At 65.3% G+C, this 22,112-nt stretch carries 22 protein-coding genes; 7 read left to right on the forward strand and 15 right to left on the reverse strand.

The annotated features are described in order from the left end of the window. Positions 1-74 precede the first annotated feature (74 nt). Positions 75-854, forward strand: coding sequence for an inositol monophosphatase family protein (locus tag VT03_RS12530; protein ID WP_075093286.1), 780 nt, complete (start codon positions 75-77; stop codon positions 852-854). Between the two features lie 41 nt (positions 855-895). On the opposite strand, the gene VT03_RS12535 is transcribed toward VT03_RS12530, so the two are convergent. The 4 genes from VT03_RS12535 to VT03_RS33430 all read right to left on the reverse strand — a co-directional run bounded on the left by VT03_RS12535 (position 896) and on the right by VT03_RS33430 (position 6,424). Continuing rightward, complete coding sequence (locus VT03_RS12535) at positions 896-2,401, reverse strand: hypothetical protein (protein WP_075093287.1); 1,506 nt, start codon at positions 2,399-2,401, stop codon at positions 896-898. Between the two features lie 775 nt (positions 2,402-3,176). Further along, positions 3,177-3,905 (reverse strand): hypothetical protein, encoded by a 729-nt coding sequence (locus tag VT03_RS12540; RefSeq protein ID WP_156514453.1) that lies wholly within the window; start codon positions 3,903-3,905, stop codon positions 3,177-3,179. A gap of 193 nt (positions 3,906-4,098) precedes the next feature. Then, positions 4,099-5,190 (reverse strand): ParB/RepB/Spo0J family partition protein, encoded by a 1,092-nt coding sequence (locus tag VT03_RS12545; RefSeq protein ID WP_075093289.1) that lies wholly within the window; start codon positions 5,188-5,190, stop codon positions 4,099-4,101. Positions 5,191-5,770: 580 nt separating this feature from the next. Next, positions 5,771-6,424, reverse strand: a complete 654-nt coding sequence (locus VT03_RS33430) for an alpha/beta hydrolase (RefSeq protein ID WP_075093290.1) — start codon at positions 6,422-6,424, stop codon at positions 5,771-5,773. 559 nt (positions 6,425-6,983) lie between these two features. On the opposite strand from VT03_RS33430, the gene VT03_RS12555 reads away from it, so the two are divergent. Beyond that, on the forward strand, positions 6,984-8,204 hold the full coding sequence (locus tag VT03_RS12555; protein ID WP_075093291.1) for a class I mannose-6-phosphate isomerase: 1,221 nt from the start codon (positions 6,984-6,986) through the stop codon (positions 8,202-8,204). Between the two features lie 143 nt (positions 8,205-8,347). After that, positions 8,348-8,680, forward strand: coding sequence for a hypothetical protein (locus VT03_RS12560; RefSeq protein ID WP_156514454.1), 333 nt, complete (start codon positions 8,348-8,350; stop codon positions 8,678-8,680). 443 nt (positions 8,681-9,123) lie between these two features. On the opposite strand, the gene rnhA is transcribed toward VT03_RS12560, so the two are convergent. After that, the gene (gene rnhA / locus VT03_RS12565; protein WP_075093293.1) at positions 9,124-9,621 is read right to left on the reverse strand and encodes a ribonuclease HI; all 498 of its coding nucleotides are present in this window, start codon (positions 9,619-9,621) and stop codon (positions 9,124-9,126) included. A 133-nt stretch (positions 9,622-9,754) separates the two neighbouring features. After that, positions 9,755-9,979, reverse strand: a complete 225-nt coding sequence (infA, locus tag VT03_RS12570) for a translation initiation factor IF-1 (RefSeq protein ID WP_075093294.1) — start codon at positions 9,977-9,979, stop codon at positions 9,755-9,757. A gap of 538 nt (positions 9,980-10,517) precedes the next feature. Here infA and ilvN point away from each other — a divergent pair. Both ilvN and ilvC read left to right on the forward strand, forming a co-directional pair. Next, complete coding sequence (gene ilvN, locus VT03_RS12575; protein WP_075093295.1) at positions 10,518-11,048, forward strand: acetolactate synthase small subunit; 531 nt, start codon at positions 10,518-10,520, stop codon at positions 11,046-11,048. A gap of 176 nt (positions 11,049-11,224) precedes the next feature. Continuing rightward, positions 11,225-12,229 carry a ketol-acid reductoisomerase gene (ilvC, locus tag VT03_RS12580; protein WP_075097092.1) on the forward strand — a complete coding sequence of 335 codons (1,005 nt, stop codon included), beginning with the start codon at positions 11,225-11,227 and terminating at the stop codon, positions 12,227-12,229. An 89-nt stretch (positions 12,230-12,318) separates the two neighbouring features. On the opposite strand, the gene VT03_RS12585 is transcribed toward ilvC, so the two are convergent. The 7 genes from VT03_RS12585 to VT03_RS12610 form a co-directional block, all read right to left on the reverse strand. After that, a complete protein-coding gene (locus VT03_RS12585; protein ID WP_075093296.1) occupies positions 12,319-12,525 on the reverse strand; it encodes a hypothetical protein in 207 nt (68 codons plus the stop codon). 2 nt (positions 12,526-12,527) lie between these two features. Beyond that, on the reverse strand, positions 12,528-13,379 hold the full coding sequence (locus VT03_RS12590; protein ID WP_075093297.1) for an ABC transporter permease: 852 nt from the start codon (positions 13,377-13,379) through the stop codon (positions 12,528-12,530). Positions 13,380-13,858: 479 nt separating this feature from the next. Then, a complete protein-coding gene (locus VT03_RS12595) occupies positions 13,859-14,257 on the reverse strand; it encodes a carboxypeptidase-like regulatory domain-containing protein (protein ID WP_156514455.1) in 399 nt (132 codons plus the stop codon). Between the two features lie 11 nt (positions 14,258-14,268). Continuing rightward, the gene (locus VT03_RS33435; protein ID WP_156514456.1) at positions 14,269-14,427 is read right to left on the reverse strand and encodes a hypothetical protein; all 159 of its coding nucleotides are present in this window, start codon (positions 14,425-14,427) and stop codon (positions 14,269-14,271) included. A 20-nt stretch (positions 14,428-14,447) separates the two neighbouring features. Then, positions 14,448-15,392, reverse strand: a complete 945-nt coding sequence (locus tag VT03_RS12600) for a DUF1559 domain-containing protein (protein WP_075097093.1) — start codon at positions 15,390-15,392, stop codon at positions 14,448-14,450. Positions 15,393-15,697: 305 nt separating this feature from the next. Then, positions 15,698-16,216 carry a hypothetical protein gene (locus tag VT03_RS12605; RefSeq protein ID WP_156514457.1) on the reverse strand — a complete coding sequence of 173 codons (519 nt, stop codon included), beginning with the start codon at positions 16,214-16,216 and terminating at the stop codon, positions 15,698-15,700. A 493-nt stretch (positions 16,217-16,709) separates the two neighbouring features. After that, positions 16,710-17,930 carry a DUF1559 domain-containing protein gene (locus VT03_RS12610; protein ID WP_082846167.1) on the reverse strand — a complete coding sequence of 407 codons (1,221 nt, stop codon included), beginning with the start codon at positions 17,928-17,930 and terminating at the stop codon, positions 16,710-16,712. Between the two features lie 288 nt (positions 17,931-18,218). Between VT03_RS12610 and dnaN the strand changes: the two genes are divergently transcribed. Further along, the gene (gene dnaN, locus VT03_RS12615) at positions 18,219-19,328 is read left to right on the forward strand and encodes a DNA polymerase III subunit beta (protein WP_075093301.1); all 1,110 of its coding nucleotides are present in this window, start codon (positions 18,219-18,221) and stop codon (positions 19,326-19,328) included. A gap of 15 nt (positions 19,329-19,343) precedes the next feature. Beyond that, positions 19,344-20,417: a DUF2330 domain-containing protein gene (locus tag VT03_RS12620; RefSeq protein ID WP_075093302.1), complete on the forward strand. Its 1,074-nt coding sequence runs from the start codon at positions 19,344-19,346 to the stop codon at positions 20,415-20,417. A 20-nt stretch (positions 20,418-20,437) separates the two neighbouring features. On the opposite strand, the gene proC is transcribed toward VT03_RS12620, so the two are convergent. Together proC and VT03_RS12630 are read right to left on the reverse strand one after the other, a co-directional pair. Then, a complete protein-coding gene (proC, locus tag VT03_RS12625; RefSeq protein WP_075093303.1) occupies positions 20,438-21,241 on the reverse strand; it encodes a pyrroline-5-carboxylate reductase in 804 nt (267 codons plus the stop codon). A 143-nt stretch (positions 21,242-21,384) separates the two neighbouring features. Further along, positions 21,385-21,708: a DUF6793 family protein gene (locus VT03_RS12630; RefSeq protein WP_075093304.1), complete on the reverse strand. Its 324-nt coding sequence runs from the start codon at positions 21,706-21,708 to the stop codon at positions 21,385-21,387. Positions 21,709-22,112: the final 404 nt, after the last annotated feature.

Consider the following 22,112-nt stretch of genomic DNA (forward strand, 5'->3'; position numbering starts at 1 on the left):
GGGGTTCTCGCCCCCGAGCGGATTGACTAGCCTCTTTTTTTCCCGCCCCAGCCCACTTTCCCCAGCCGCCCGCCGTGTTCCCCGAACTCGTCTCCCTCTGTGAAGAATCCGCCCGGCTCGGCGGCCGCATCCTCCAACAGTGGCGGTCCCGCTTCACCGCCCGCGAAAAAAGCCCCGCCAACCTCGTCACCGAAGCCGACCTCGCCTCCCAGCAGGCCATCTTCGAACTGATCGAACGCCGTATCCCCGGCTGCCGCTTCCTCGGCGAAGAAGGGCTCTTCATCAACGACCGCCCCTCCTCCATCCGCTGGGTCATCGACCCCCTCGACGGCACCTCCAACTACGTCCACGGATTCCCCTACTACGCCGTCTCCATCGGCGTGGAAAAAGAGGGAAAGCTGGTCGCCGGGGCGATCTACGACCCGACCCGCGACGAGATGTTCACTGCCCACCGCGGCTCCGGCGCGCTGCTCAACGGCAAGCGGATCCGGGTCTCGCCGACGACCGAAGTCTCGCAGGCCATGTGCATGGCGAGCCTCCCCGTCAAAGCCGACCGGTACGACGAAGCGGTCGAACGTTTCCTCCGAGCCCTCGACGTCGCCCAATCCGTCCAGCGGACCGGCTCGGCCGCACTGAACCTCTGCTGCGTCGCCTCCGGCCGCGTCGAAGCCTTCTGGTCGACCAGCCTCAAGCCTTGGGACATGGCCGCCGGCGTCCTCCTCGTCGAAGAGGCGGGGGGAAAAGTGACCTGCGTCGACGACAGCCCGTTCGTGCTCGACGAGCCCGACATCCTGGCGACGAACGGCACCGCGCTGCACGCGCAAACGGTCGAGATGCTCAAAAGAAAAAGCTGAAGGAGTTTCCTCCTTCAGCTTTGAGTGGTTCGCTACCCGGCTCAGCCAGTCCCGAGCTTTCGGTCGTATGCGTCGAGGTCGCGCATGAAGAGCGACAGCGATGAGTGCAGCGTCTCCGGCTTGATCTTCCAGACCGGCTGGTCTTCCGTGTACTTGCCGCAGTGATCGACCAGCAGGCGGTACAGGAACTTGAACTGGTGCCGCGGGGCGCGGAGGCGTTCGAAGATTCCGATCAGCTCGCCATCGCTGATCGCCGGGTCGAACAGGTCGCGGATCCCCGCCTTGGTCCCCTGGCCGGTCTTGGAGCAGGCCTTGATCCGGTCGTTGGCGATGTCATAGAGCGCCTGGCCCGACCAGTTCAGCGAGGGGATGAGGTTCTGCTTGTCTAGCCGGGACCGCTCGTAAAACTCCCGCTCCTGGCGGTTGAGGAACGTGCTGACCGCTGCCGGCAGGAGGAGCTTGAAAGCGAAGCCGGGGTGTTTGAGGAACTTGTTGTCGAACAGCGGCCAGATGAGGTCCCGCATCCGCTCCGGAGCGCCGTTGATCAGGTGCGGTTCGTCAACCCGGTCGACGATGACGCTGATGCTGGAGAAGCCGAGCGACTGGAGGACATTCTGCAGCTTGAGGATCAGCTCGTAGCGGTCGTCGCTGCGGGCCTTGCTGGGCATCGGCTGGCCCAGGTACTCCGAGAGGTTGAACGTCGCCAGGAGCTTGCGGAGGGTTCCGACGGAGTGTTCGACGATCCGGACCTGGCGGCTGATCCGCCATGCCTGCCAGAAGAGCCGGAGCTGGTGCCAGACGAACGGGAACCACGCGGCGACGGCGATGAGCCACAGCCACTTGTAGGCCGACATCCCGGTCCAGCCCCCACCCATCTTGTAGGTCACGAAGAAGATGCCGGCGGTCACGGCGACTCCCATGAGCATGGAGAGGTAGCGGCCGTAGCTGGCGTAGCGGAGCTTGGAGCGGAGCTGGTCGAAGCGGACCTTGGCCGCCAGGTCGCGGTCGTTGTCGTAGACCGCGGCCAGGAGGAGGATGTCCCGCTTCTGCGTCCGGGAGAGACCCTGGAGCGCCTCCATCGAGATCGAGTGGGAGTCGTCCTTGAGGTCCTTGCCGTTGTTCCGGATGGCGGTCGAGAGCCGGGTCACGATCAGCGACAGGATGGCGTCCATGTGGTCCCACAGGCGCCAGTTCTGGAGGGCCTTCTCGGGCTTCTTCTGCCAGCTGCTGAGCTTCTCCCGGAACATGTCCAGGAACGGGTTGAAGTCGTCGTACTCGACGATGAAGACGCGGGACTTGGGGGTGGCCTTGTTGTGTTCGCGGATCTCGTTGACGAGCTGGATCCGCATGGCGGTCTTGCCGCTCCCCTGCTCACCGAAGACGACGGCGGTCGAGGGGGTGGCCGGGCTGCCGAGGACCTTGTCCCATGCGGCGTGGCGGGTGTTCTTGAGGAGGTATTCCTGGAAGATGCGGTCGGACTGGGCGTCTTCCTGGGAGAACGGGTTCTCGTTGATTCCGTAGTGGTCGAGAAACTGGTTGACCTTCATCGTGGTTCCTGGAGCGGAATGGAGCCGGCAGGGGCTCCGCCTCATGAGTCGTTCGCCGGCAGGCGACGGGCAGGGGTGGCGGGCGGGCGGCGGCCGCGTTCGCGGAATTCCTCAAGTTCCCCAGTTTATAGGGGCCGGCGGGTGGCTGCCGCCACTACGTCCCTGCGTTACACAATCTTTTCATCTTCGATCCGGTCAGGAAACGGCCCTGGAGAAGCGAGGTCGGAACGCAACTCCTGGTGGTGTAGCGAGCTGCATCGGCGGCCGGCGGCGGACGACGGGCCTCGACGGAAGTTGTCTCCTCGCTGGGAGGTGCGTTCGTCGGATGGTCGTCCGGCATGGTGCGTCCTTAGCCGGGTCCAGGGGCACCCTGGTGGGGGATGCAAGGGGGCCTGTGTTGTTTTCTTGGCCCCTTTGCCCGCCGGAGGCCGTCTCGTCGGACACCATCGGAAGGAGTATGCGTCCAAGCGCGGACAACGTGTCGTATGCCCCCTCACCTAAGACGCGGGGAGTGCAAAGCGAGCGGTGTGGTTTGAGGGAGTCCTCAACGCCGGTACCACAAAGGGGACATTCGTTGTGTCCCACGGTTCCTCATCGAAGCGCCTCCGGCGGCAAGGGGTTGCCCCCTTGACCCCGGCTGCCGTCGCACCTTGGGTTTGAGCTATGCGAGTCGTGCCGGCGAGGAAACGGTTCGAGCCAGCGGGCAAGACGCCCCGCATCCTTCAACGACCATCACTCGGCACATGCACCCCCGATCGGGCCGGGATCACGCACTTCACGCCGTCTGGACGAACTGCCGCCCCGCGATCAGCACTCCCTGCCCCGAAAGTCCGAGAGAACACTCCTGCCGCCCCGATTGCGCTCCGTCGAGTCGGAGAATGGCCGCCCCTTCGGATTCCACGATGTCCCAGCGGCCCGCTTCCCGATCGTCGCGGACGCTGCCGAGCGTGAGTCCCCCGCTGCTGATCGAAGTGTGGCCTGAAATCCGGCGCTGGAAGGTGCCGTCGGTCGCGAACGTCAGATCCTCCTGGATCGACGAGCCGTCGCCGGAGCCGAGTTGCCGGTGGTAGGTGTCTGCCGCGGTGAACCGCCGGCCCCGCAGGCGGGTCTCCCACTGGGTCATCGCCGGGCTGATGAACGCGATGCAGCAAACGAGCTTGCCGATCTCCTTCCGCAGCTCGGTCTCGGAGAGCTTGGCGTTGTTGAACGGCACCAGCAGGTAGAGCTTCTGCGTATGCGGGTTGCGGATCGCTCCCAGGAAGGGCATCGCCGGATCACGGCGGTTGAGGAACGTGGCCCCCTTGTCCCCGACCGGTCCGAACGCCGCCATAAGGGCGTACTGGTCCTCAAGGTCGCCGTTCGGGTCGTCCCCTTTCTGCGGCGGAGTGATCCCGACGCCGAATCGGCCGTGGAGCGGCCCGTAGAGCCGCAGGCCGGCGTGCGACGCGAGGCCGCAGTCGTCCGGGCAATCGATCAGCATCCCGAAGTCGCGTAGATACAGCACGGCGATCCTCCCGTTCGATCGCCAGCATACCGCCGGGAGCCGGTCCCGTCTTTCACAAACCGCCGGGAGCGGTTTGAGGTCAGCAAACGAAACCAGCCCGAGGCACAAGCGAGAGAGGAGTGACAGCATCTCTCGCCGGCGCGTCGGGCTGGTGTGGGACGTGCCCGGTGACGGGCACGCGGTTCGGATTCGCTCAGGCCGCGTTGCGGCGGACGGTCCGCAGGACGCGTTCAAAGTCGTCGTTCGATTCGAACGGAATGACGATCGTTCCCGACGTCGCCGACTTGAGCTTGATCTGGACCTTCACGCCGAGCATTTCGCATAGCTGCGTTTCGACGGAGTCGATGTGCGGCGTGCGGTGCGTTTCCTGGTGTTCCGCCATCGAGATCGTGGCGGGCTGGGCCGGCGCGGCGGCTTCTTCGTGCGTGTCGTGAACCTGCGGAGCAGCTTCCGGCGCGGCGGCGACCGGAGCCGGTGCAGAGTGCTCGGTGGCGGCAGCGGTCGGCTCGGAGGCCGGCTGCTCGGCAACGGGCGCGGCGGCGGCGGCGGCCACCGGGGCCGGCGCGGGTTGCTCGACCGGTTGCGGCTTGGTGATCGCCCGGGCGGCGGCTTCCGCGTTGCGGACGCTCATGCTCTCCGCCTGGATCCGGCCGCACAGGGCGAGCTGATCGGCAGTCTCGAGCGAGAGCAGGGCGCGGGCGTGGCCGGCGGTGATTTTGCCGGTCCGCAGGGCGAGCTTGCAGGGCTCTTCGAGGTCGAGGAGGCGGAGCATGTTGCTCACGGCCGAGCGGCTCATGCTGAGCTGCTTGGCGAGTTCCTCGACGGTGCATTCGAAGTGGGCGATGTACTGGCGGAAGGCTTCCGCCTTTTCGAGGTCGTGCAGGTCGCGGCGCTTGAGGTTTTCTTCGAGGGCGAACTCGAAGGCGGTCTTGTCGATGACGTCAACGACGCGGCACGGGATGTTGGTCAGGCCGGCCTTCTGGGCGGCGAGCCAGCGGCGTTCGCCGGCGATGAGTTGAAAGCCGCCGTCGACGGAGCGGACGAGGATCGGCTGCAGGATGCCGTGTTCCTTGACGCTCGCGGCGAGTTCCTGGAGGGCTTCGGCGTCGAAGTCCTTGCGAGGCTGAAATGGATTACGGCCGATGTGAGCGACCGGCACATTCCGCAGTTCGGAGTCGTCCTGGACGGTCGTCTCGGAATGAGCGGGGGCGCCTCCCCCCAGGAGAGCGGACAGACCGCGTCCCAGGCGCCGCCGTGGATTTTCAAGAGTCTCGTGATCTGCCATGTCCCATCCCCCTGCGTAGCCACTCGTGTGGCAGACTCTTCCGGACCGGTTGAACCGCGGGGCCCGTTTGGCGTCCTCCCGTGTGGTGCGGGGTGGGGACGGGGCGGCGGTTCCGGTTGTACCGAATTCTCTCCTCTTTTCTCGGCTAACGGGCGTAGGGACATGAGTGGAGATGCGGAAGGTTTTGGTGGTGCGGGTCGGGCGAGAGGGTGAAGTTGGGCGCCCCGCGCAAAGTTGACGGGCCCCAGAACCGGGGTCCAGGGGCCCGGCCCCTGGTGGGGAGTGCAGAGGGGCAACGCCCCTTTGCCCGCCGGAGGCCTGGCCGTCGAGAGACGTCTGAAGGAGGGCGTGTCCAGACGCAGACAACGTGCCGGATGCCCCTCACCTAAGCCCCGGGGAGTGCAAAGCGAGCGGTGTAGGTTGGGGGAGTCCTCAACGCTGGGACCACAAAACGGACGTCCGTTGTGTCCCACGGTTCCTCATAGAAGTGCCTCCGGCGGCAAGGGGGTGAGACCCCCTTGACCCCAGGCTGCCGTCGCACGTTGGGTTTGAGCGAGCAACGCTGTGCCGGCCAAGACCTCTACAGGCCGGCCGCCGTTGGGATCGACGACAGAATCCACCGCCCGATCTCCGCCGCCAGCTCCGCCTTCGACACCGGAGTCACATGCTGGACCGACATCCCCAGCCGCTCCAGATGAGCCAGCCACGCAGGGTCCTCAGACGAGATGCTCGCATGGAACGCCGGCTTCCCCGGCAAAGCCCGCCAGTCCGTCAACGACTGGTCCGCCCAGGGACCGGCCGGATCAATCGCCAGGATCCCCGCAAACTGATGCGGGTGAATACAGACCAGATCCGCCGCCATCGCCGCCCCGTCCTCCCGCCCCGCCAGGAAGATCCGCTCGGGATGAATCGAAAGGATGTCCTGGACCTCGGCGAGCGACTTCTCGACGTAGTCCATCGCCTCCCAGACATTGTCGGGACGCGTCCGCCAGGTCCCCAGCGGCTGGTCCTCCGACTCCCCTACCAGCGGAGGCTGCAGGGAAATCACGACGACATTGCGGTCGGAAACCCGCGGAAACCAGTCCCGAGCCTCCTGCCCGTCCCCGCTCGAACTCTCCAGCCACACGACGACCGGATAGGAATACGACGGCGTATAGCTCGACGGGACGAACACAGAGGTTCCGATCCCCTCGATCCAGGCGGCCGAACGGTCTTCCGGATTGGATTGGCGCATAGTGGGCATTGCCGATTCGCCTCACAGTTCAGGACTCTCCTGACCTGCCCGCGGACCATCTCAGACCGCGCTCCACAGCGCGTTGAGGCCCCTCCTGGAAGCGAATCGCGACAACCGGCATATTGTCGCCTAAACGCAAGCAAATTCGAGTCTTGCAAATGGATTCCGTTCAGTCGGCGTCAGATCGCATTGAATCCAAGCCATCTGCATCAGGTGCGCCGAACAGCTTAAATTCGCCGTCACTTCCGATTGTGACGATCCCACTGATTACGCGGCTCACCCAATCCTCAAAGTCGATTCATCCGGAATAATCGGCAACAAACCAATCGTTCTCCGGCCCCCACAATTTGACTTCCGATCAACCGCCCTGCCGGACGGCGGTCCGAGACGCGCGGCGGGTCGTCGCTCGACACTCTCCCGCCCCCGGATCAGAATGCCCGTTCTGACATTCGCCGGAGTCGGACCCGCGGCGCCCCGGTTTGTTCCAAGCCGCCCGCCCCGCCCCCCGCTCTCCCGGCGTCCCCAGCTCCCTACCTCCCGCCCAACGAGACCGACTTCCATGGCGAATGTGCGTTCACTCGCTTCGAATGCCCTGACCGACGGCGACGGCATCCTCCGTCTCTCCCCGACCTGGGTCCCCCGCTCGTTCCTCCAGCCCGGCCGCCGCCTCAAGCTCCATCCGAACGACTACTACGCTCTCGGAACCCACCGCGGCGGCATCGACGAGCGGTGGTTCGCCTCGACGACTGAAGCGGCCAACGACAACCGCAACCACGACGAAGGTCTCAGCTACGTCGTCGCCGGCGGCGAAAAGTTCCTCCTCCGCGACGCGGTCAGCGAGCTCGGCGCCGAACTCGTCGGCGACCATATCTGGAACACCTATAAGAAGTGGCCGGTCTACTCGAAGTTCTTCGACAACATGGGGCCGATCCCCCATCACATGCACCAGAACGAGGAGCAGGCCAAGCTCGTCGGGCAGGAAGGGAAGCCGGAGTCGTACTACTTCCCGCCGCAGCTCAACAACGTCGGCAACAATTTCCCCTACACGTTCATGGGCCTGGAACCCGGCACGACGAAGGAAGACGTCGTCCGCTGCCTCGACCGCTGGAACGAAGGGGACAACGGGATCCTCGACCTCTCGAAGGCGTACCGCCTGAAGGTCGGGACTGGCTGGCTCATCCCGCCGTGCGTGCTCCACGCCCCCGGCTCGCTCCTGACGTACGAGCCGCAGTGGGGCTCGGACGTGTTCGGGATGTACCAGAGCCTCGTCGAAGGCCGCGCGGTTCCGCGGGCCCTGCTGACGAAGGACTTCCCGACGGAGAAGCACAACGACAACCGCTACCTCGTCGACGCTCTCGACTGGGAGAAGAACGTCGATCCGAACTTCATGGAGAACAACTACCTGGAGCCGATCGTCTCCGAAGAGGGGGACGGCTGGGCCGACCGCTGGATCGTCTACGGCAAGGTGGACGGCAAGCAGCTCTTCACCTCCAAGGAGCTGACCCTCCAGCCCGGAGCGAAGTGCACGATCAAGGACGGCGGCGCTTACGGCTGGATCACGGTCCAGGGGAGCGGCAAGGTCGGGAAGCTGGTCCTCCAGACCCCGGCGATGATCCGCTTCGGCGAGATGACGATGGACGAAGTCTTCGTCACGGCCAAGGCGGCCGCGGCGGGTGTGACGTTCGAGAACACCGGGACCGAGCCGCTCGTCGGCCTGCGGTACTTCGGGCCGAATGCGCAGCCCAAGGCTCCGGAAGTCGGCGCTCACCGGAAGAAGTGAGCCCGGCGGCAATGTGATGAACCTCGACCGCTCGTCCGTGTCTACGGGCGAGCGGTTTTCTTTTTGATTCAGCACGGGTGAGAGGTAGAAGCTCCGGGTTTTGGAACACAGAGGGCACGGAGAAGAAAGAGTTGGAGGCCGATGTGACACAGCTCACTCCTCAGGAGAAGAAGCGGCTCAGCTACGCCCGGGAGCGACGGAATTCCTATGGTGAGAATTCCAAGTCGTCGCGGAAGGCGATCCCGCTGCGCAAGCGGATCGTCAATCGTCTGAACCGTCGCGCTGTGGCGATTCCGCTCCGTCAGCCCGCCGAAACCGTGGAGCAGCTTGAAGTGGTCGACAACGAGGCCAAGGCGAGGCGACGGCACCGCTGGCAGAAGTCGCCTGACATTCCGCTCAGCGAGCACCTGCGGCGTCAGGCCGCGCGGCAACAGATTCGCAGGCATCGAAAGGCTGGCCGTCGAGCCGTGGATTGAGTGGTCTGCTCTGCCTCAGACATTGAGCGGAAGATTGAGCCTTGAGCGATCGTCAGGGAGACCACCGGAGCGGTGACACTGCGCTCCCAGTATGCCTTGTCACCGGGTCCAGGGGTCACCCTGGTGGGGGATGCAAGGGGGCAACGCCCCTTTGCCCGCCGGAGGCCTGGCCGTCGAGAGATGTCTGAAGGAGCGCGTGTCCAAGCGCGGACGACGTGCCGTATGTCCCCTCACCATTCCCCGGGGATTGCAAAGCCAGCGGTGTGATGTGAGGGAGTTCTCAACGCTGGCACCACAAAGGGGATATCCGTCGCTTACCACGGTTCCTCACAGGAGTGCCTCCGGCGGCAAGGGGTGACCCCCTTGACCCCGGCTGCCGTCGCACGTTGGGTTTGAGCAATGGATGCCGTGCCGGCACGGGCGCGGTTCGAGCCAATCTGGCCCTACGCCCGCCCCTCGCGGATCTTCTGGGCCTCGGCCACCGCGAGCTCGTCGCAGCGCTCGTTCTCCGGATGCCCGGCGTGGCCACGGACGACCGTAAAGCTCACGTCATGTCGGGGGAGCAGTTCATCAAGCTTCTGCCAGAACTCGACGTTCTTCACCGGCTTCCAGCCCCCGCTCTCCTTGCGCCGCCAGCCGTTCTTCTTCCAGCCGGGGAGCCACTCCTGGCACCCCTTCGCCACATACTGGCTGTCGGTCACAACCTCGACCTTGGAGCGGGACTTGAGGGCCTGCAGCCCTTCAATCAGCGCCTGCAGCTCCATCTGGTTGTTCGTCGTGTCCGGCATCCCTCCGGCGACTTCCCGCTCGGTCCCGCTGGCCGGGTGCCGGAGGATGTAGGCCCAGCCTCCGGGGCCGGGATTGCCGCTGCAGGCTCCGTCCGTAAACAGCTGGACGAACGGCAGCGCCTTGCGGGGGGGCGGGGACGACGATTCAGACATTCCTGTCACCTGGCGGCTCTCCTGCGCTCACGCCGCATCGTAGACAGTCGCCAGCAACACGGCAGGGCGGTCGTCTCGCAGAGCGGCGGCTCCGGTCTGGCCCGACGGAGCGGAAAACCCGCCGGAGAACCGATTACCGTTCGCGGAAGATGATCCGGCCGCGGGTCAGATCGTACGGCGAGATCTCGACCTTCACGCGGTCGCCGGGAACGATGCGGATGAAATTCTTGCGCATCCGGCCCGACACGTGCGCGAGCACGATGTGTCCGTTCTCAAGCTTGACGCGGAACTGCGTGTTGGCGAGCGCCTCCACGACGTTCCCCTCCATCTCAATGCCGCCCTCTTTCTCTTTCGCCATGCAGTACTCCCACTCCCGGACCCACCGGGAGTCCTCCACGAAACCGACCCCGACCGACGAACCGCACCGTCGTTACCTCTTCCCAAGAGTGTCTGACCTGGGGAAATGACGGAACGACCCGAAATGCGGAACGCGAGACTATATCCACGATTCCGGCAAACGGCAAACGGCCGGAGAGAACCGCGTCCTCCAGCAACCGAAGGGCCGGGACTACCGGTTTGCTCCCCAGAACACAAAGGGCGGGGCCGGCTTCCGCGACGTCTTCCTGGGGAATTCACGATCACGTTGTCCCGGCCCGGCGCGGACAGTCGCGGATCCCGGGGGAAATCCGGTCGCCCTTCGGCAGCGAATCGCGGCCGGAGGGCCGAACCTGTGCCGGTTCTGCGGGTCAAGGGGGCGCCGGAGCGGCCGGCTCCCCGGACGAAGGCAATCCCGCGACGCCGTCCGGTTGTGATCGCTCTCCGGCACGGATAGACTCCCCGATTCTCCCCGCCGGACCCTTGACAGTGGGATCCGCGGGACTTTCCAGGACCGTTCGATGCGACATCTCCTTTCCGCGCTGGTCACCAACCAGCCGGGCGTGCTGGCCCATATCTCCGGCATGCTCGCCTCCCGCGCGTTCAACATTCACAGCCTCGCCGTCGGCGAGACCGAGAACAAAGAGTTCTCCCGGATGACCTTCGTGGTCAACGGGAACGACCGCGACGTCGACCAGGTGCGGAAGCAGCTCTCCAAGATCGTGACCGTCGTGAAGGTCATCGACTACTCCGACGAGGACTTCGTCGAGCGGGACCTGATGCTCATCAAGGTCAAGGCGGAGAAGGGGCACCGCAGCGAGGTCAAGGAGCTCGTCGACATCTTCCGGGCCAAGATCGTCGACGTCTCGGCCGAGCACGTCATGATCGAGATCGCCGGCCAGGAGAAGAAGATCGAGGCGTTCATCGACGCCGTTCGCCCCTTCGGCATCCTGGAGCTCGTCCGCAGTGGACGCATCGCTCTCCTCCGGGGCAAGACCGCCTCGGAAATCCCGAACGAAGACGCGGTTGAGCCGGACACGGTTCACGCGTAGGAAGTGGTCAGTCTCTAGTTTTCAGTTGTCAGTCGGAATGCGCGGCCCCGCGCACAGGTCTTGAACTCCTGCCGATGGGGACGTTGTTTCGATGAGTCGCCCCGGTTCGCCGGGTGATCCGCACCGTAAAAACGTCCTTCCTCCTCATCCTCGACCCCCAGCCCTCGACTCCGCTCATGGCCATCAAGGTTTACTACGACAACGACGCCGATCTCTCGCTCCTCAAGGGGAAGACGATCGCCATCCTCGGTTACGGCAGCCAGGGACACGCCCAGGCTCAGAACCTGCGGGACAGCGGTTGCAACGTAGTCATCGGCCAGCGGCCCGGCAGCCCGAACTACGACCTCGCCGTGGAACACGGCTTCAAGCCGGTCTCCGCTGAAGAAGCGACGAAGCAGGCCGACCTCGTCAACATGCTCCTGCCGGACGAAGTGCAGGGAGACGTCTACAAGAGCTCGGTGCTCCCGAACCTCAAGAAGGGAGCGCTCCTGATGTGCTCCCACGGCTTCAACATCCACTTCGGCCAGGTCGTTCCGCCGGCCGGCGTCGACACCGCCCTCGTGGCTCCCAAGGGCCCCGGCCACCTCGTCCGCAGCGAATACGTTGCCGGCGGCGGCGTGCCGACCCTGATCGCCATGGGCCCGGGCTCGTCGGACGCGTCCCGCGCTCTCGCCCTCGCCTATGCGAAGGGGATCGGCGGTACCCGCGGCGGCGTCATCGAGACGACCTTTGCCGAAGAGACCGAAACCGACCTCTTCGGTGAGCAGGTCGTCCTGTGCGGGGGCGTGAGCGCCCTCGTCAAGGCGGGCTTCGAGACCCTGGTCGAAGCCGGTTACCAGCCGGAGATGGCCTACTTCGAGTGTATGCACGAGCTGAAGCTGATCGTCGACCTGTTCTACCAGGGCGGCCTCAACTACATGCGGTACAGCGTCTCCAATACGGCTGAATACGGCGACTACACCCGCGGCCCGCGGATCGTCACCGAAGAGACCAAGAAGGAGATGAAGAAGATCCTCTCCGAAATCCAGTCGGGCCAGTTCGCCCGCGAGTGGATCCTCGAGAACAAGGCCAACCAGGCCGGGTTCAAGTCGACCCGCCGCCGCGAGCGGGAACACCTCATCGAGAAGGTGGGCCGCCAGCTCCGCAAGATGATGACCTGGATCAAGTCGAAGGAAGTCTGAACGACTCCCTTGCGATCCGTTGTGAGTCACGACGCCCTGCCGAGAGATCGGCGGGGCGTTTTGCTTTGATGGGCCAACGTCCCGGAGAGCTATGGTTCCGTCTGGGTGACGACGATGGTTCCGGACGCCCAGGCCTGCCACTCGGTCAGCCAGCAGGATTTGAAGCGGAAGCCGACGACCTCGGAGTCTTCGTAGAAGACTGTGTCGTTCGCGACCCGCAGGACGACGCGTCGATCGCCGTTCCTGTCGAGCACGTCGCCGGCGCTCGGGGAGACGCGAGGGTCGCGGGACGTCATGGCTACGCCTGTGCGCGGCGGGTCATCCATGTCGCGAGGGCGAGGCAGATCGCGCCGAAGGCGACTGTCACGACGATGCTGGTCCCCATGGACGGGAGGGCGGACCAGTCGGCGCCGGGCGAGAGGATCCGTCGGATCCCCGCAAGGCCGTAGGTCAGCGGGTTGGCGAGGATCAGGTATCGCAGCCAGCCGCCGCTGGGGGCGGGGAAGAAGGCGCCCGAGACGAGCCACATCGGCATGAGCAGGACGCTCATGATCGCGTGGAAGCCCTGGATCGAGTCGAGCTTCCAGGCGAAGAGGAAGCCGAAGCCGGTGAGGCCGAAGGCGGTCAGGGCCAGGAAGAGCGTGGTGCCGAGGATCTGGAAGGCGGAGAGCGACCAGTTCATTTGGGGCGCGAGGCCGATGAACTGGAGGAGGGGGGCGAGGAGCAGGAAGAGCATGGCCTGGAGGACGGCCAGGGCAGTTCCGCCGAGGAGCTTGCCGAGGACGAAGGAGGATCGCGGGATGGGGCTGACGAGGACTCCCTGGAGGAAGCCTTCGTTGCGGTCCTGAATGACGGTGATGGTGGAGAAGATGGAGGCGAAGAGGACGATCATCATGGCGGCCCCCGGGAGGAAGTATTCCTGGAAGCTCATGGCGGCGTCGCCGCTGCCGGACATGCGGAAGGAGCCTTGGAAGCCTGCGCCGAAGAGGAGCCAGAAGACGAGTGGTTGTCCGAGTGCGCCGATCAGTCGGGAGCGCTGGCGGAAGAAGCGTTGGAGCTCTCGCTGAGCGAGGGTGAGGACGGGGATGAAGGAGTATCCCGGTGTGGGGGTGGCGGGTGGGAGGGCGGTGGGGATCGCGGTCGTGGACATGTCTCAAGCGTATCCGCTGCAAGACAGCTCGAACACCATTCCCCCATACCACCGGGTCCAGGGGCACCCTGGTGGGGAGTGCAGAGGGGGGGAGGTGGAAGGGGTTCAGGCTGAAGGCGGAAGGGAGAGCGGCGCAACTCAGGATCATGTCGCCCTGATCGGGTCCAGGGGAACCCTGGTCAGGGGATGCAAGGGGGAGAATCCCCCTTGCCCGCCGGAGGCCTGTCTCGTCGGATATCGTCTGAAGGAGAGTGTATCCAAAAGCGGACAACGTGCCGTATGCACCCTCACCAACCCGCGGGGATTGCAAAGCGAGCGGTGAGCGCCAAACGCCGGTTCCACAAAGGGGATGTCCGTTGTATCCCACGGTTCCTCACGGAAGCGCCTCCGGCGGCAAGGGGGCGAGGCCCCCTTGACCCCAGGACCGTGGCACGTTGGGTTTGACGTAGCAACGTCGTGCCGGCCAGAACGCCGTTCGGCTACTTCTTCTTCGAGTTCAGCTTGAAGTCAATCTTGTTCTCGCCCGCCTGAACCGTCGCCGTCAGGTCCGACTTGTCATTCGCATGCGACGGCATCACCTCCGGCCCCGCATCCCCATCCCGCTTCGAAATCCGGACCGTATGCTCACCCACCGGTGCCCCGGAAATATCCGGGCGATACATCAGAGAATAGACACCCGCCGCGTCCGTTCCGCCGGACGAGAGCGCACCGCTCCCCTTCGGCTCGAACATCACGATCGCCCCCGCCACCGGCTTGCCATCCAGCTCGATGACACCGGTCACGTTCCCCAGTTCGGGAAGGTTCTTCGGCTTTCCCCCGCCGCAGCCGACAAGGCAGGCTGACATGGTGACCGAGACAAACATGGACCAGCGCAACATGAGGAGTCCGTTTAGCAAAAGCCCGAGCCATCGCCGGTGAAGATCCACAGGCCGGCGACGTATCGGGAAGTTCGAGCGGCTTTCAAAAACACGGACGCCTTCCAGGCGCCGCCATCGGCGGCAAGCCCACGCGCTGACGAGATCCCGCTCGCGCGCTCGGCCACCACCATTCAACATTTCCCTGCGGAGTTCAGAACTCCCCGACCCGCTCCTGTCCGGCCATCGTCGAGATCGCGGTCAAGGTCGCCTGGTTCATGTTCTCGTTCAGGAACCGGACCGAGCCGTCCGCCAGGACCGTCTGAGCTCCCCCCTCATGCGTGCTCCCCGCCCGCCAGGCATATACCCGCCGTTCGCCAACGGGGTTGTTGTACGGCTGGTTCAGGCCGAGGGCCGGGATGATCCAGAACGTGTGGGCGTACTGATTCCAGAACGGCCCGTAGCTGGGGGAGGTCTTCTCCATCGGCGACTCGAGGAGCAGGATCGTGTTCGACGAGCCGTCCTTGATGTGCTCCAGCTTCGCCGCTCCGTTGTAGCCCCACGGCGTGCGGCCGGTCGACTGGTCAGTCGAGTAGTTGAACGGCAGGCGGGTCGTCGCTTCACCGTATTCGTCGCGCCAGTGCGTGAGGCCGTAGCTCGTCCGGTGACCGTAGCTGTAGGCGTACGTCGCGTTCGTCGGCTGGTGCAGGTACTCGTTGAACCCGTCGGAAGGACAGAGGAAGACCGGGACCTTCTTGTCGATCGCCGTCTGGGCGGTGAAGCTCGTCGGCGCGGAGCAGCTGAAGTACGCCCCGCCGGAAGGGCGGTTGAAGTCGATCTGGTTGTAGAGCGCGCCCAGCTCGACATACGGAAGGATCAGCTCGTAGGCGGTGTGGTTGAGGATCTGGCCGGCGGGGAACAGGTCTCCGCAGCTCGACTTGCCGGGATTGATCGTGGCCGCGGGGAGCGTGCCGTGCGTCTCATGATAGCTGTGGATCGCGATCCCGATCTGCTTGAGGTTGTTGGCGCACTGCGACATCCGCGCCGCTTCCCGCGCCTGCTGGACTGCCGGAAGGAGGATCGCCACGAGAACCGCGATGATGGCAATGACAACGAGCAGTTCAATGAGCGTAAAGCCCCGGCGCACACGACTGGTCATCAGCAGCAACGACTTTCCGTGAAGTGGATGCGCGCGGTCGAGGAACCGGCGCGACGAGCCCGCACGAGAACCAGGCGAAGGCCGGTTCAGCCAACAGCGAGACGTGCTGAACGGTCAAGCAAACAACGCGCCTTGCCGATGCCCAAATGGACGAGTCGGCGCATGCCGTGACGGTACGAACGATTAGGACACGCACATTCCGACAGGATCGTCAGGAACGCGCGCGGCCTGCCCGCCCGCGCCACACGGCTGCAACCGAATGGGGCATCACGCCGGAACCCTGTCCCGCGCGTTTCCGCGGCACTTCACTCGCCGGTCTTGTCAGCCACCTGGATCTGGTTCTGGAGCAGCGCGTCGCCGATCCGGTCCGCGGCCGCTTCCATCAGCGAGTTGGAGAGCGTGATCTCCTCGGAGCTTCCGTTCTTCTTCTGGAAGACCATGTAGTAGTTCGTCCGTCGGCGACGTCCCGAGGTCCGCCGCTTCGTCAGGTCGACGCTCTTGATGTCGGCAAAAGCGATCTGGTGGACCGTCGGATAGGCCCAGAATCCCCATCGCGTTTCCAGCGTCTTGGCGTCGACCGTTACGTGATCGAACCAGCTGATCGGAGCGAAGCCGACCGTGAAGGCGGCGATGGCGACCGCTCCCAGCCAGCCGCGCCAGTCTTCCTTTCCGGCCAGGAGACAGACTCCGGTGCCGATCGTCCCTCCGACGAGGATCGCGATGGAGACCCACCACTCATACATATAAACGGCGCGGTCCCCTTCGACCGACTCCTTGGTGCATCCGCACAGAGTCAGGAGTCCACACAGCACGAGCGCGCGCATTGCCGTCATCATGAGCCCCTAGAAACGACCGGTTCGTAACAAGAAACCCCGCACGGCGAATGAGGGGTCACACCGGCACTGTACCGCGCGGCCGACCGTCTGCAATTCAGGTGGTCTTCAGGGACTGAATGCTAGGGGGGGCGAAGTGTCTTGGCCCGATGGCTCGGACGATGTCCTTGCCGGCACGACGATGATTGCTCAAACCCAACGTGCGACGGCCGCTGGGGTCAAGGGGCCAAAAAAACAAAGGCCCCCTTGCCGCCGGAGGCACTTCCATGAGGAACCGTGGTAAGCAACGGACGGCCGCTTTGTGGAACCGGCGTCGAGAACTCCCCGCTCGCTTTGCACACCCCGCGGGTTGGTGAAGGGGCATACGGCACGTCGTCCGCGTCTGGATACTCACTCCTTCAGACATCGTTCGACGGCCAGGCCTCCGGCGGGCAAGGGGGATTCTCCCCCTTGCATCCCCTGACCAGGGTGCCCCTGGACCCGGTTATTCGCCTCCTCGACTGGCGACGGCCTCCGATGGCTGAGTCGCGGCACTCGGATCATCCACAGGCTCGGCAGCCGACTTCCCGCGACTTTCGGACTCACACGATGGCAGATCAATAGTTTCCCCGTCGTTCCTCGCCACGAGCTTGATCAGCACGTCGCGCTGGATGTTGTGCGAGATAAAGCGGGCCGCCCCATCCCCAAAGACCGCGACGATCCCTCCCTCGTGAAAACCGAACAGCTCATCGTTCGGACCACAATCCGGCGTCGTCCACGGGCATTCCGCGGGCCCTCCGACCGGCTTGGCGTGGTTCTGAATCAACCGGACTCCTTCCACCGGCGACCCCGAAACGCCAAGCGCATTGTCCGGATCAGCCCAGCGGTTCGGACAGCGGAACCCGCTGGACTCCGATCCGACCGCCCCGCCGCACGTGTCCCGCGTCCCATCCGGCGCCCGCGCGACACTCCGAACCCCTCCCAGATTCCACAGCAACTGCCGTCCCGCGCATTCGGCAACAGCCATCGTGTTGCTCGTGCCGTCCGTGATCCACCCCATCGGAGTCGGCGGCAGCGACAGCATTCCGTCGAATCGCGCACCGCGGTCGGCCGGCGTGGCGGGGTCGCGCTTGCCAATCGGCACCCGGCGCAGCGGATTCTCCACGATGACGACATCGGTGAAGACGGTCGGGGCATAGTCGGTCTGCCCATACCCCGCCGGATCCTCGATCGAAACCGGATTGCCGGGACAAAGAAGGTCCGCCATCCGGGTCCGGGCGATCTCCCGGTTCATCCGACTGGCGGGAGAGTCATCGGCGGCGTTGTACTGCCGATCCAGCGCCACCGCCGAGTCGCGAGGAGCGTTCGCCAGGTGCGGCAGCAGCAGCGTAAACGTGCTCTGCGGGTGAAACACCGTTCCGTTCGGCTCGATCGATGGATTGACCGTGACATCGATCTCAAGAGGCGGAACATCGGGCGACCTGGGCTTCCAGGCGGTCCCCTTTCCGCCGGAGGGGAAGCGGCGATGAACCTGCTCATAGCCATGCAGGGCCAGGCCGATCGCCCTCAGGTTGTTGCGGCACGTCTCCCGCCGGGCGGCTTCTCTTACGGACTGGACCCACGGCAGCGCCACCGCGGTCCCGACCAACAGCACCGCCCCGGCGATCGCCACTTCGACCGCGGAAATCCCCGACCGCCGCGCGCAAGTTCCCCTGCTGTTCCTCATGATCGGCCTCGTCCAAGCTTCGGATCAGAACCGCCCTGATCTACGGCGGTCCCCGGCCGGAGCGACAACCGAATCCCGGGAATTCTTTCCCGGCGACCGGGGCCGACGCGGGGCGAGGAAAGCAGGGCGAAGCGATCCCGATCCCTTCGCATCGGCACTGGCCGCGATACGCGGCCGTGTTGTTGCGGGTGCGGTTCCGCCGTCTTATCCTGCTGCGTTCCTTGTGACGTGGATGATGGTTCGTGATCGCGGCCGGACGGTGTCCGCCGCCTCCCCTGAGACGGTCCTATGAAGCTGCAGTGCTCCCGTTCGCTCCTCGCCAACGCCATCGGCACGGTGGCGGTGGTCGTCCCCTCGCGGACCCCCAAGGAGATCCTGCGGAACATCAAGCTGATCGTCGCCGACGGGACCGCCACGCTCATCGGCACCGACCAGGAAGTCGGGATCCGCCACGTCATCCCCGAAATCTCGACCACGTCGACCGGCGAAGTTCTGCTCCCGACCGCCCGGATCAGCGCGATCCTGCGGGAAGTCCAGGACGACACCGTCTCGCTCGAAGTGACCGAAGACGCCCTGTGGGTCCGGACCGCGCACAGCGAATTCCGCCTCTCGATCGAGAATCCGGCGGAGTTCCCAGACGTCGCCGCGTTCAACGAAGAGAACTACCACGTCGTCCCCGGCAAGACCCTCAAGCAGGGGATCCAGCGGACGCTGTTCGCCGCCGACGTCGAGAGCACGCGGTACGCCCTCGGCGGCGTCCTGATGGAGCTCCGGCCGCAGCAGATGACCCTCGCCGCCACCGACAGCCGCCGCCTGGCGGTCTACCGCGCCCCGTGCTCCGCCCAGGGGAGCGTCTCCGAGGAAGTCGGGACGCCGGTCATTCCGTCGAAGGCGATGCAGCTCATCGAGAAGAGCATTCAGGACCTGGAGAAGGACGTCCACATCGCGATCCACCACAACGACGTCCTCGTCCGCTCCGGGAACTCGACGATTTACGCCCGGCTCGTGGAAGGCCGCTTCCCGCGGTACCAGGACGTCATCCCGCAGAGCTATGAAGTCGAGATCCCGCTCGTGACCGGTCCGATGCTCTCCGCCGTCCGGCAGGCCATGATCGTCCAGAGCGAAGAGAGCAAGGGTGTCGACTTCGTCTTCGACAACGGAACGCTGACGCTCAAGAGCTCGGCCAACGACATCGGGACCTCCCGCGTCGAGCTGCCGATCAGTTTCGACGGCAAGAAGATCGACATCACCTTCGACCCGAAGTTCGTCGCCGACTTCCTGAAGGTCCTCGACCCGACGAGCCAGATCTCGCTGAACCTGATCGACGAGAACAGCGCGGCGGTCTTCAAGTCGGACGACACCTACACCTACGTTGTGATGCCGCTCGCCAAGGACTGACTCCTGAGGCCGCCGATGAGCTGGAGCCGGAGGATTCGTGCGGGAGTCGTCGGCCTGCTGGCCGTCGCCAGTCTCGCTCCCGCGGAAGCGTGCTGCCCCGCACCGCCGGCCGGGCGGCCGGTGCTGAACTCCGACCAGACGGTCATCCTGATCTGGGACAAAGCCAGCCGCACGCAGCACTTCATCCGGAAAGCCTCCTTCCGCGGAGAGTCCCGGGACTTCGGCTTCCTCGTCCCCACACCCGCCGAGCCAGCGCTGGAAGAGGCGGGAAACGAGGCGTTCCCGCTCTTTGAAGGGCTGACCGCACCGGCGATCCAGGTTCGGGAGCGGATGCCAGGTATCGGATGCTCGGCGGAACCGTCCGTGCCAGCTCCCTCCGCGTCGGTCCGCGTGCTCCAGGAGAAGGTGGTGGCCGGGCTTCAGGCGGCGGTCCTGGCGGCGGACTCGTCGTCCGATCTCGTCGACTGGCTGCGCGACCACGGCTACGAGCATTCGCCGGCGATCGCGGAGTGGGTGCAGCCTTACGTGGAGCAGGGCTGGCTCCTGACCGCGCTGAAGGTCGCCGACCCGCAGGCGTCCAAGGGGAATCGGATCGAGGCGTCGGCCCTCCGGATCTCGTTCCAGACTGACGCGCCGCTCTTTCCCTACCGCGAACCGTATTCCGAGCAGGCGATCAGCGCGGTTCGGCCGCCGGAACGGCTGCTGCGGATCTACTTTGTCGGAGACGCTCGCTACGGCGGATCGCTTTCCGCCGGAGCGCCGTGGACGGGGCGCGTCGCGTGGTCGGGACCGCTGGATGCGTCGTCGCGACAGGAAGCGGTCCGTCTGCTGGGCCTCAGCGATGCCCCGACGCCGCCGGACTGGTGGCTGACGGAATTCGAAGATCCCTGGCCGTACGCGAAGGCGGCTTCGGACCTCGTGTTCCAAGTCGATGCCGACCAGTCGCAGGTCCGCCGGCCGCCGCTGATCCAGTTCGTCGACGCGCCGCTGCTCGTGCAGATCTTTCCGTGCTTCGCGGTGCTGCTGCTGGCCGCCTTCCCGCTGCTGTTCGTTGTTCGGCTGACCCGCCGCGCGAACCCTGCCGCCTGATCCGCCGACTCGGGTTCGGTTCAGGACTTACCGAGTTCCTGGGAACGCTGGGCGGCGGTGAGGACCGCGTTCATGAGGGCGGCGCGGACGCCTCCCCGTTCCATCTCGTGCAGGCCCGCGATCGTCGTTCCGCCGGGGCTGGTGACGGCGTCCTTGAGGGAACCGGGGTGCTCGCCGGTTTCCAGGACCATCTTGGCCGCACCGAGGAGCGTCTGGGCGGCGAGCTGCGTGGCGACGGTTCGCGGCAGGCCGGCGCGGACGCCGCCGTCGCTCAGGGCTTCGATGATCTGAAAGGCGTAGGCGGGGCCGCTTCCCGAGAGGCCGGTGACGGCGTCGAGAAGCGACTCAGACACTTCGACCGCGATGCCGACGGTGGAGAGGAGTTTCTGGACCGTCGCGGCGTCGTCGCGGTTGGCGGTTCCGCCGAGGGCGAAGGCGCTCGCTCCCGCTTTGACGAGGCACGGGGTGTTGGGCATGACGCGGACGATCCGCCGGTTGTCGCCGAGGGCCGCGGCCATGCGGGAGAGTGTGATGCCGGCTGCGATTGAGATCACGAGGTGCCGGTCGGTGAGCGAATGCGAGACGGTCGCCATGACCTCGGCCATCTGCTGCGGCTTGACCGCGAGGACGAGGATGTCGCTCGACTGGATGACGGAGTTGTTCTCAGCCGCGGTGCGGGCGCCGGTGGCGTCCCCGAAGTGTTTGCGGGCGGAGGGAATGACGTCGCTGGCGACGATGTTTTCGGAGGCCGTGAGGCCTCCCTTGATGAATCCGGAGGCGAGGGCGGTGGCCATTTTCCCCGCGCCGATGAAACCGATCTTCATGGTCTGTTCCGACTTTCCGTCTGTCTGAAAAACACGGGTGGCGGCATCGGCGGGGCGTTTGCACCGCTTCCCGTTTCTTCGCCGTCCCTGCCGAGATTCCCGCGCCCGCAGTCAACCCGCTTTGTTCGTGTGCCGCGTTCGCGTTACCAGCCGAGCGACATGTTGGTTTCGATGGCTCGCTGGGCGTCGTGGAGGTCGGTGCCGGTGGAGCTCATGTAGAGGCGGATGGCGTGGAGTTTGTCGCCGGAGGCCTGGGCGAGGCAGTCGCGGGCGACGTCGCACGGTTTGGAGGGGCCGGCGATGCCGAGCATGCCTTTCGAGATGACCCACAGGTCGCGGGGGCGTTTGGTGATCCGGACGACGTCTTCTTCGGGGTAGTGTTCCCCGGCGATGCGGCGGGCGGTGTCTACGGAATCGGCCCAGCTGATCATGATGTGGGCGTTGGTTTCGATCTCGAAGAGCGGCATGGACGGGGGTCTCCTGCGTTCGGCCACCGGTTGGTGCAATCGGTCGAGTATATGCACGGTGGAAAATCTGCGTCCACGTCGTTGTCAGGCCCCTTTTCGCCGGGTCCAGGGGGTCCCCCTGGTGGGGAGTGCAGAGGGGCAACGCCCCTTTGCCCGCCGGAGGCCCTCTCGTCGAGAGATGTCTGAAGGAGATCGTGTCCAACCGCGGACGACGTGCCGTATGCCCCCTCACCAACCGGCGGGGTGTGCGAAGCGAGCGGTGAGTCCTCGACGCGGGTACCACAAGGGGGACATCCGTTGCTTACCACGGTTCCCCATCGAAAATGCCTCCGGCGGCAAGGGGGCGTGTGCTGTTTTCTTGGCCCCTTGACCCCTGGCTGCCGTGGCACGTTGGGTTTGAGCTA

This window comes from Planctomyces sp. SH-PL14 (genome assembly GCF_001610835.1).
Classification (GTDB): domain Bacteria; phylum Planctomycetota; class Planctomycetia; order Planctomycetales; family Planctomycetaceae; genus Planctomyces_A.

What these genes read in the sequence shown, in the direction of transcription:
- VT03_RS12535 (WP_075093287.1), bottom strand. Translation starts at nt 2,401, where the DNA reads ATGAAGGTCAACCAGTTTCTCGACCACTACGGAATCAACGAGAACCCG.
- VT03_RS12545 (WP_075093289.1), bottom strand. Translation starts at nt 5,190, where the DNA reads ATGGCAGATCACGAGACTCTTGAAAATCCACGGCGGCGCCTGGGACGC.
- VT03_RS33430 (WP_075093290.1), bottom strand. Translation starts at nt 6,424, where the DNA reads ATGCGCCAATCCAATCCGGAAGACCGTTCGGCCGCCTGGATCGAGGGG.
- VT03_RS12555 (WP_075093291.1), top strand. Translation starts at nt 6,984, where the DNA reads ATGGCGAATGTGCGTTCACTCGCTTCGAATGCCCTGACCGACGGCGAC.
- rnhA (WP_075093293.1), bottom strand. Translation starts at nt 9,621, where the DNA reads ATGTCTGAATCGTCGTCCCCGCCCCCCCGCAAGGCGCTGCCGTTCGTC.
- infA (WP_075093294.1), bottom strand. Translation starts at nt 9,979, where the DNA reads ATGGCGAAAGAGAAAGAGGGCGGCATTGAGATGGAGGGGAACGTCGTG.
- ilvN (WP_075093295.1), top strand. Translation starts at nt 10,518, where the DNA reads ATGCGACATCTCCTTTCCGCGCTGGTCACCAACCAGCCGGGCGTGCTG.
- ilvC (WP_075097092.1), top strand. Translation starts at nt 11,225, where the DNA reads ATGGCCATCAAGGTTTACTACGACAACGACGCCGATCTCTCGCTCCTC.
- VT03_RS12585 (WP_075093296.1), bottom strand. Translation starts at nt 12,525, where the DNA reads ATGACGTCCCGCGACCCTCGCGTCTCCCCGAGCGCCGGCGACGTGCTC.
- VT03_RS12590 (WP_075093297.1), bottom strand. Translation starts at nt 13,379, where the DNA reads ATGTCCACGACCGCGATCCCCACCGCCCTCCCACCCGCCACCCCCACA.
- VT03_RS12595 (WP_156514455.1), bottom strand. Translation starts at nt 14,257, where the DNA reads ATGTTGCGCTGGTCCATGTTTGTCTCGGTCACCATGTCAGCCTGCCTT.
- VT03_RS33435 (WP_156514456.1), bottom strand. Translation starts at nt 14,427, where the DNA reads ATGGTGGTGGCCGAGCGCGCGAGCGGGATCTCGTCAGCGCGTGGGCTT.
- VT03_RS12600 (WP_075097093.1), bottom strand. Translation starts at nt 15,392, where the DNA reads ATGACCAGTCGTGTGCGCCGGGGCTTTACGCTCATTGAACTGCTCGTT.
- VT03_RS12605 (WP_156514457.1), bottom strand. Translation starts at nt 16,216, where the DNA reads ATGCGCGCGCTCGTGCTGTGTGGACTCCTGACTCTGTGCGGATGCACC.
- VT03_RS12610 (WP_082846167.1), bottom strand. Translation starts at nt 17,930, where the DNA reads ATGAGGAACAGCAGGGGAACTTGCGCGCGGCGGTCGGGGATTTCCGCG.
- dnaN (WP_075093301.1), top strand. Translation starts at nt 18,219, where the DNA reads ATGAAGCTGCAGTGCTCCCGTTCGCTCCTCGCCAACGCCATCGGCACG.
- VT03_RS12620 (WP_075093302.1), top strand. Translation starts at nt 19,344, where the DNA reads ATGAGCTGGAGCCGGAGGATTCGTGCGGGAGTCGTCGGCCTGCTGGCC.
- proC (WP_075093303.1), bottom strand. Translation starts at nt 21,241, where the DNA reads ATGAAGATCGGTTTCATCGGCGCGGGGAAAATGGCCACCGCCCTCGCC.
- VT03_RS12630 (WP_075093304.1), bottom strand. Translation starts at nt 21,708, where the DNA reads ATGCCGCTCTTCGAGATCGAAACCAACGCCCACATCATGATCAGCTGG.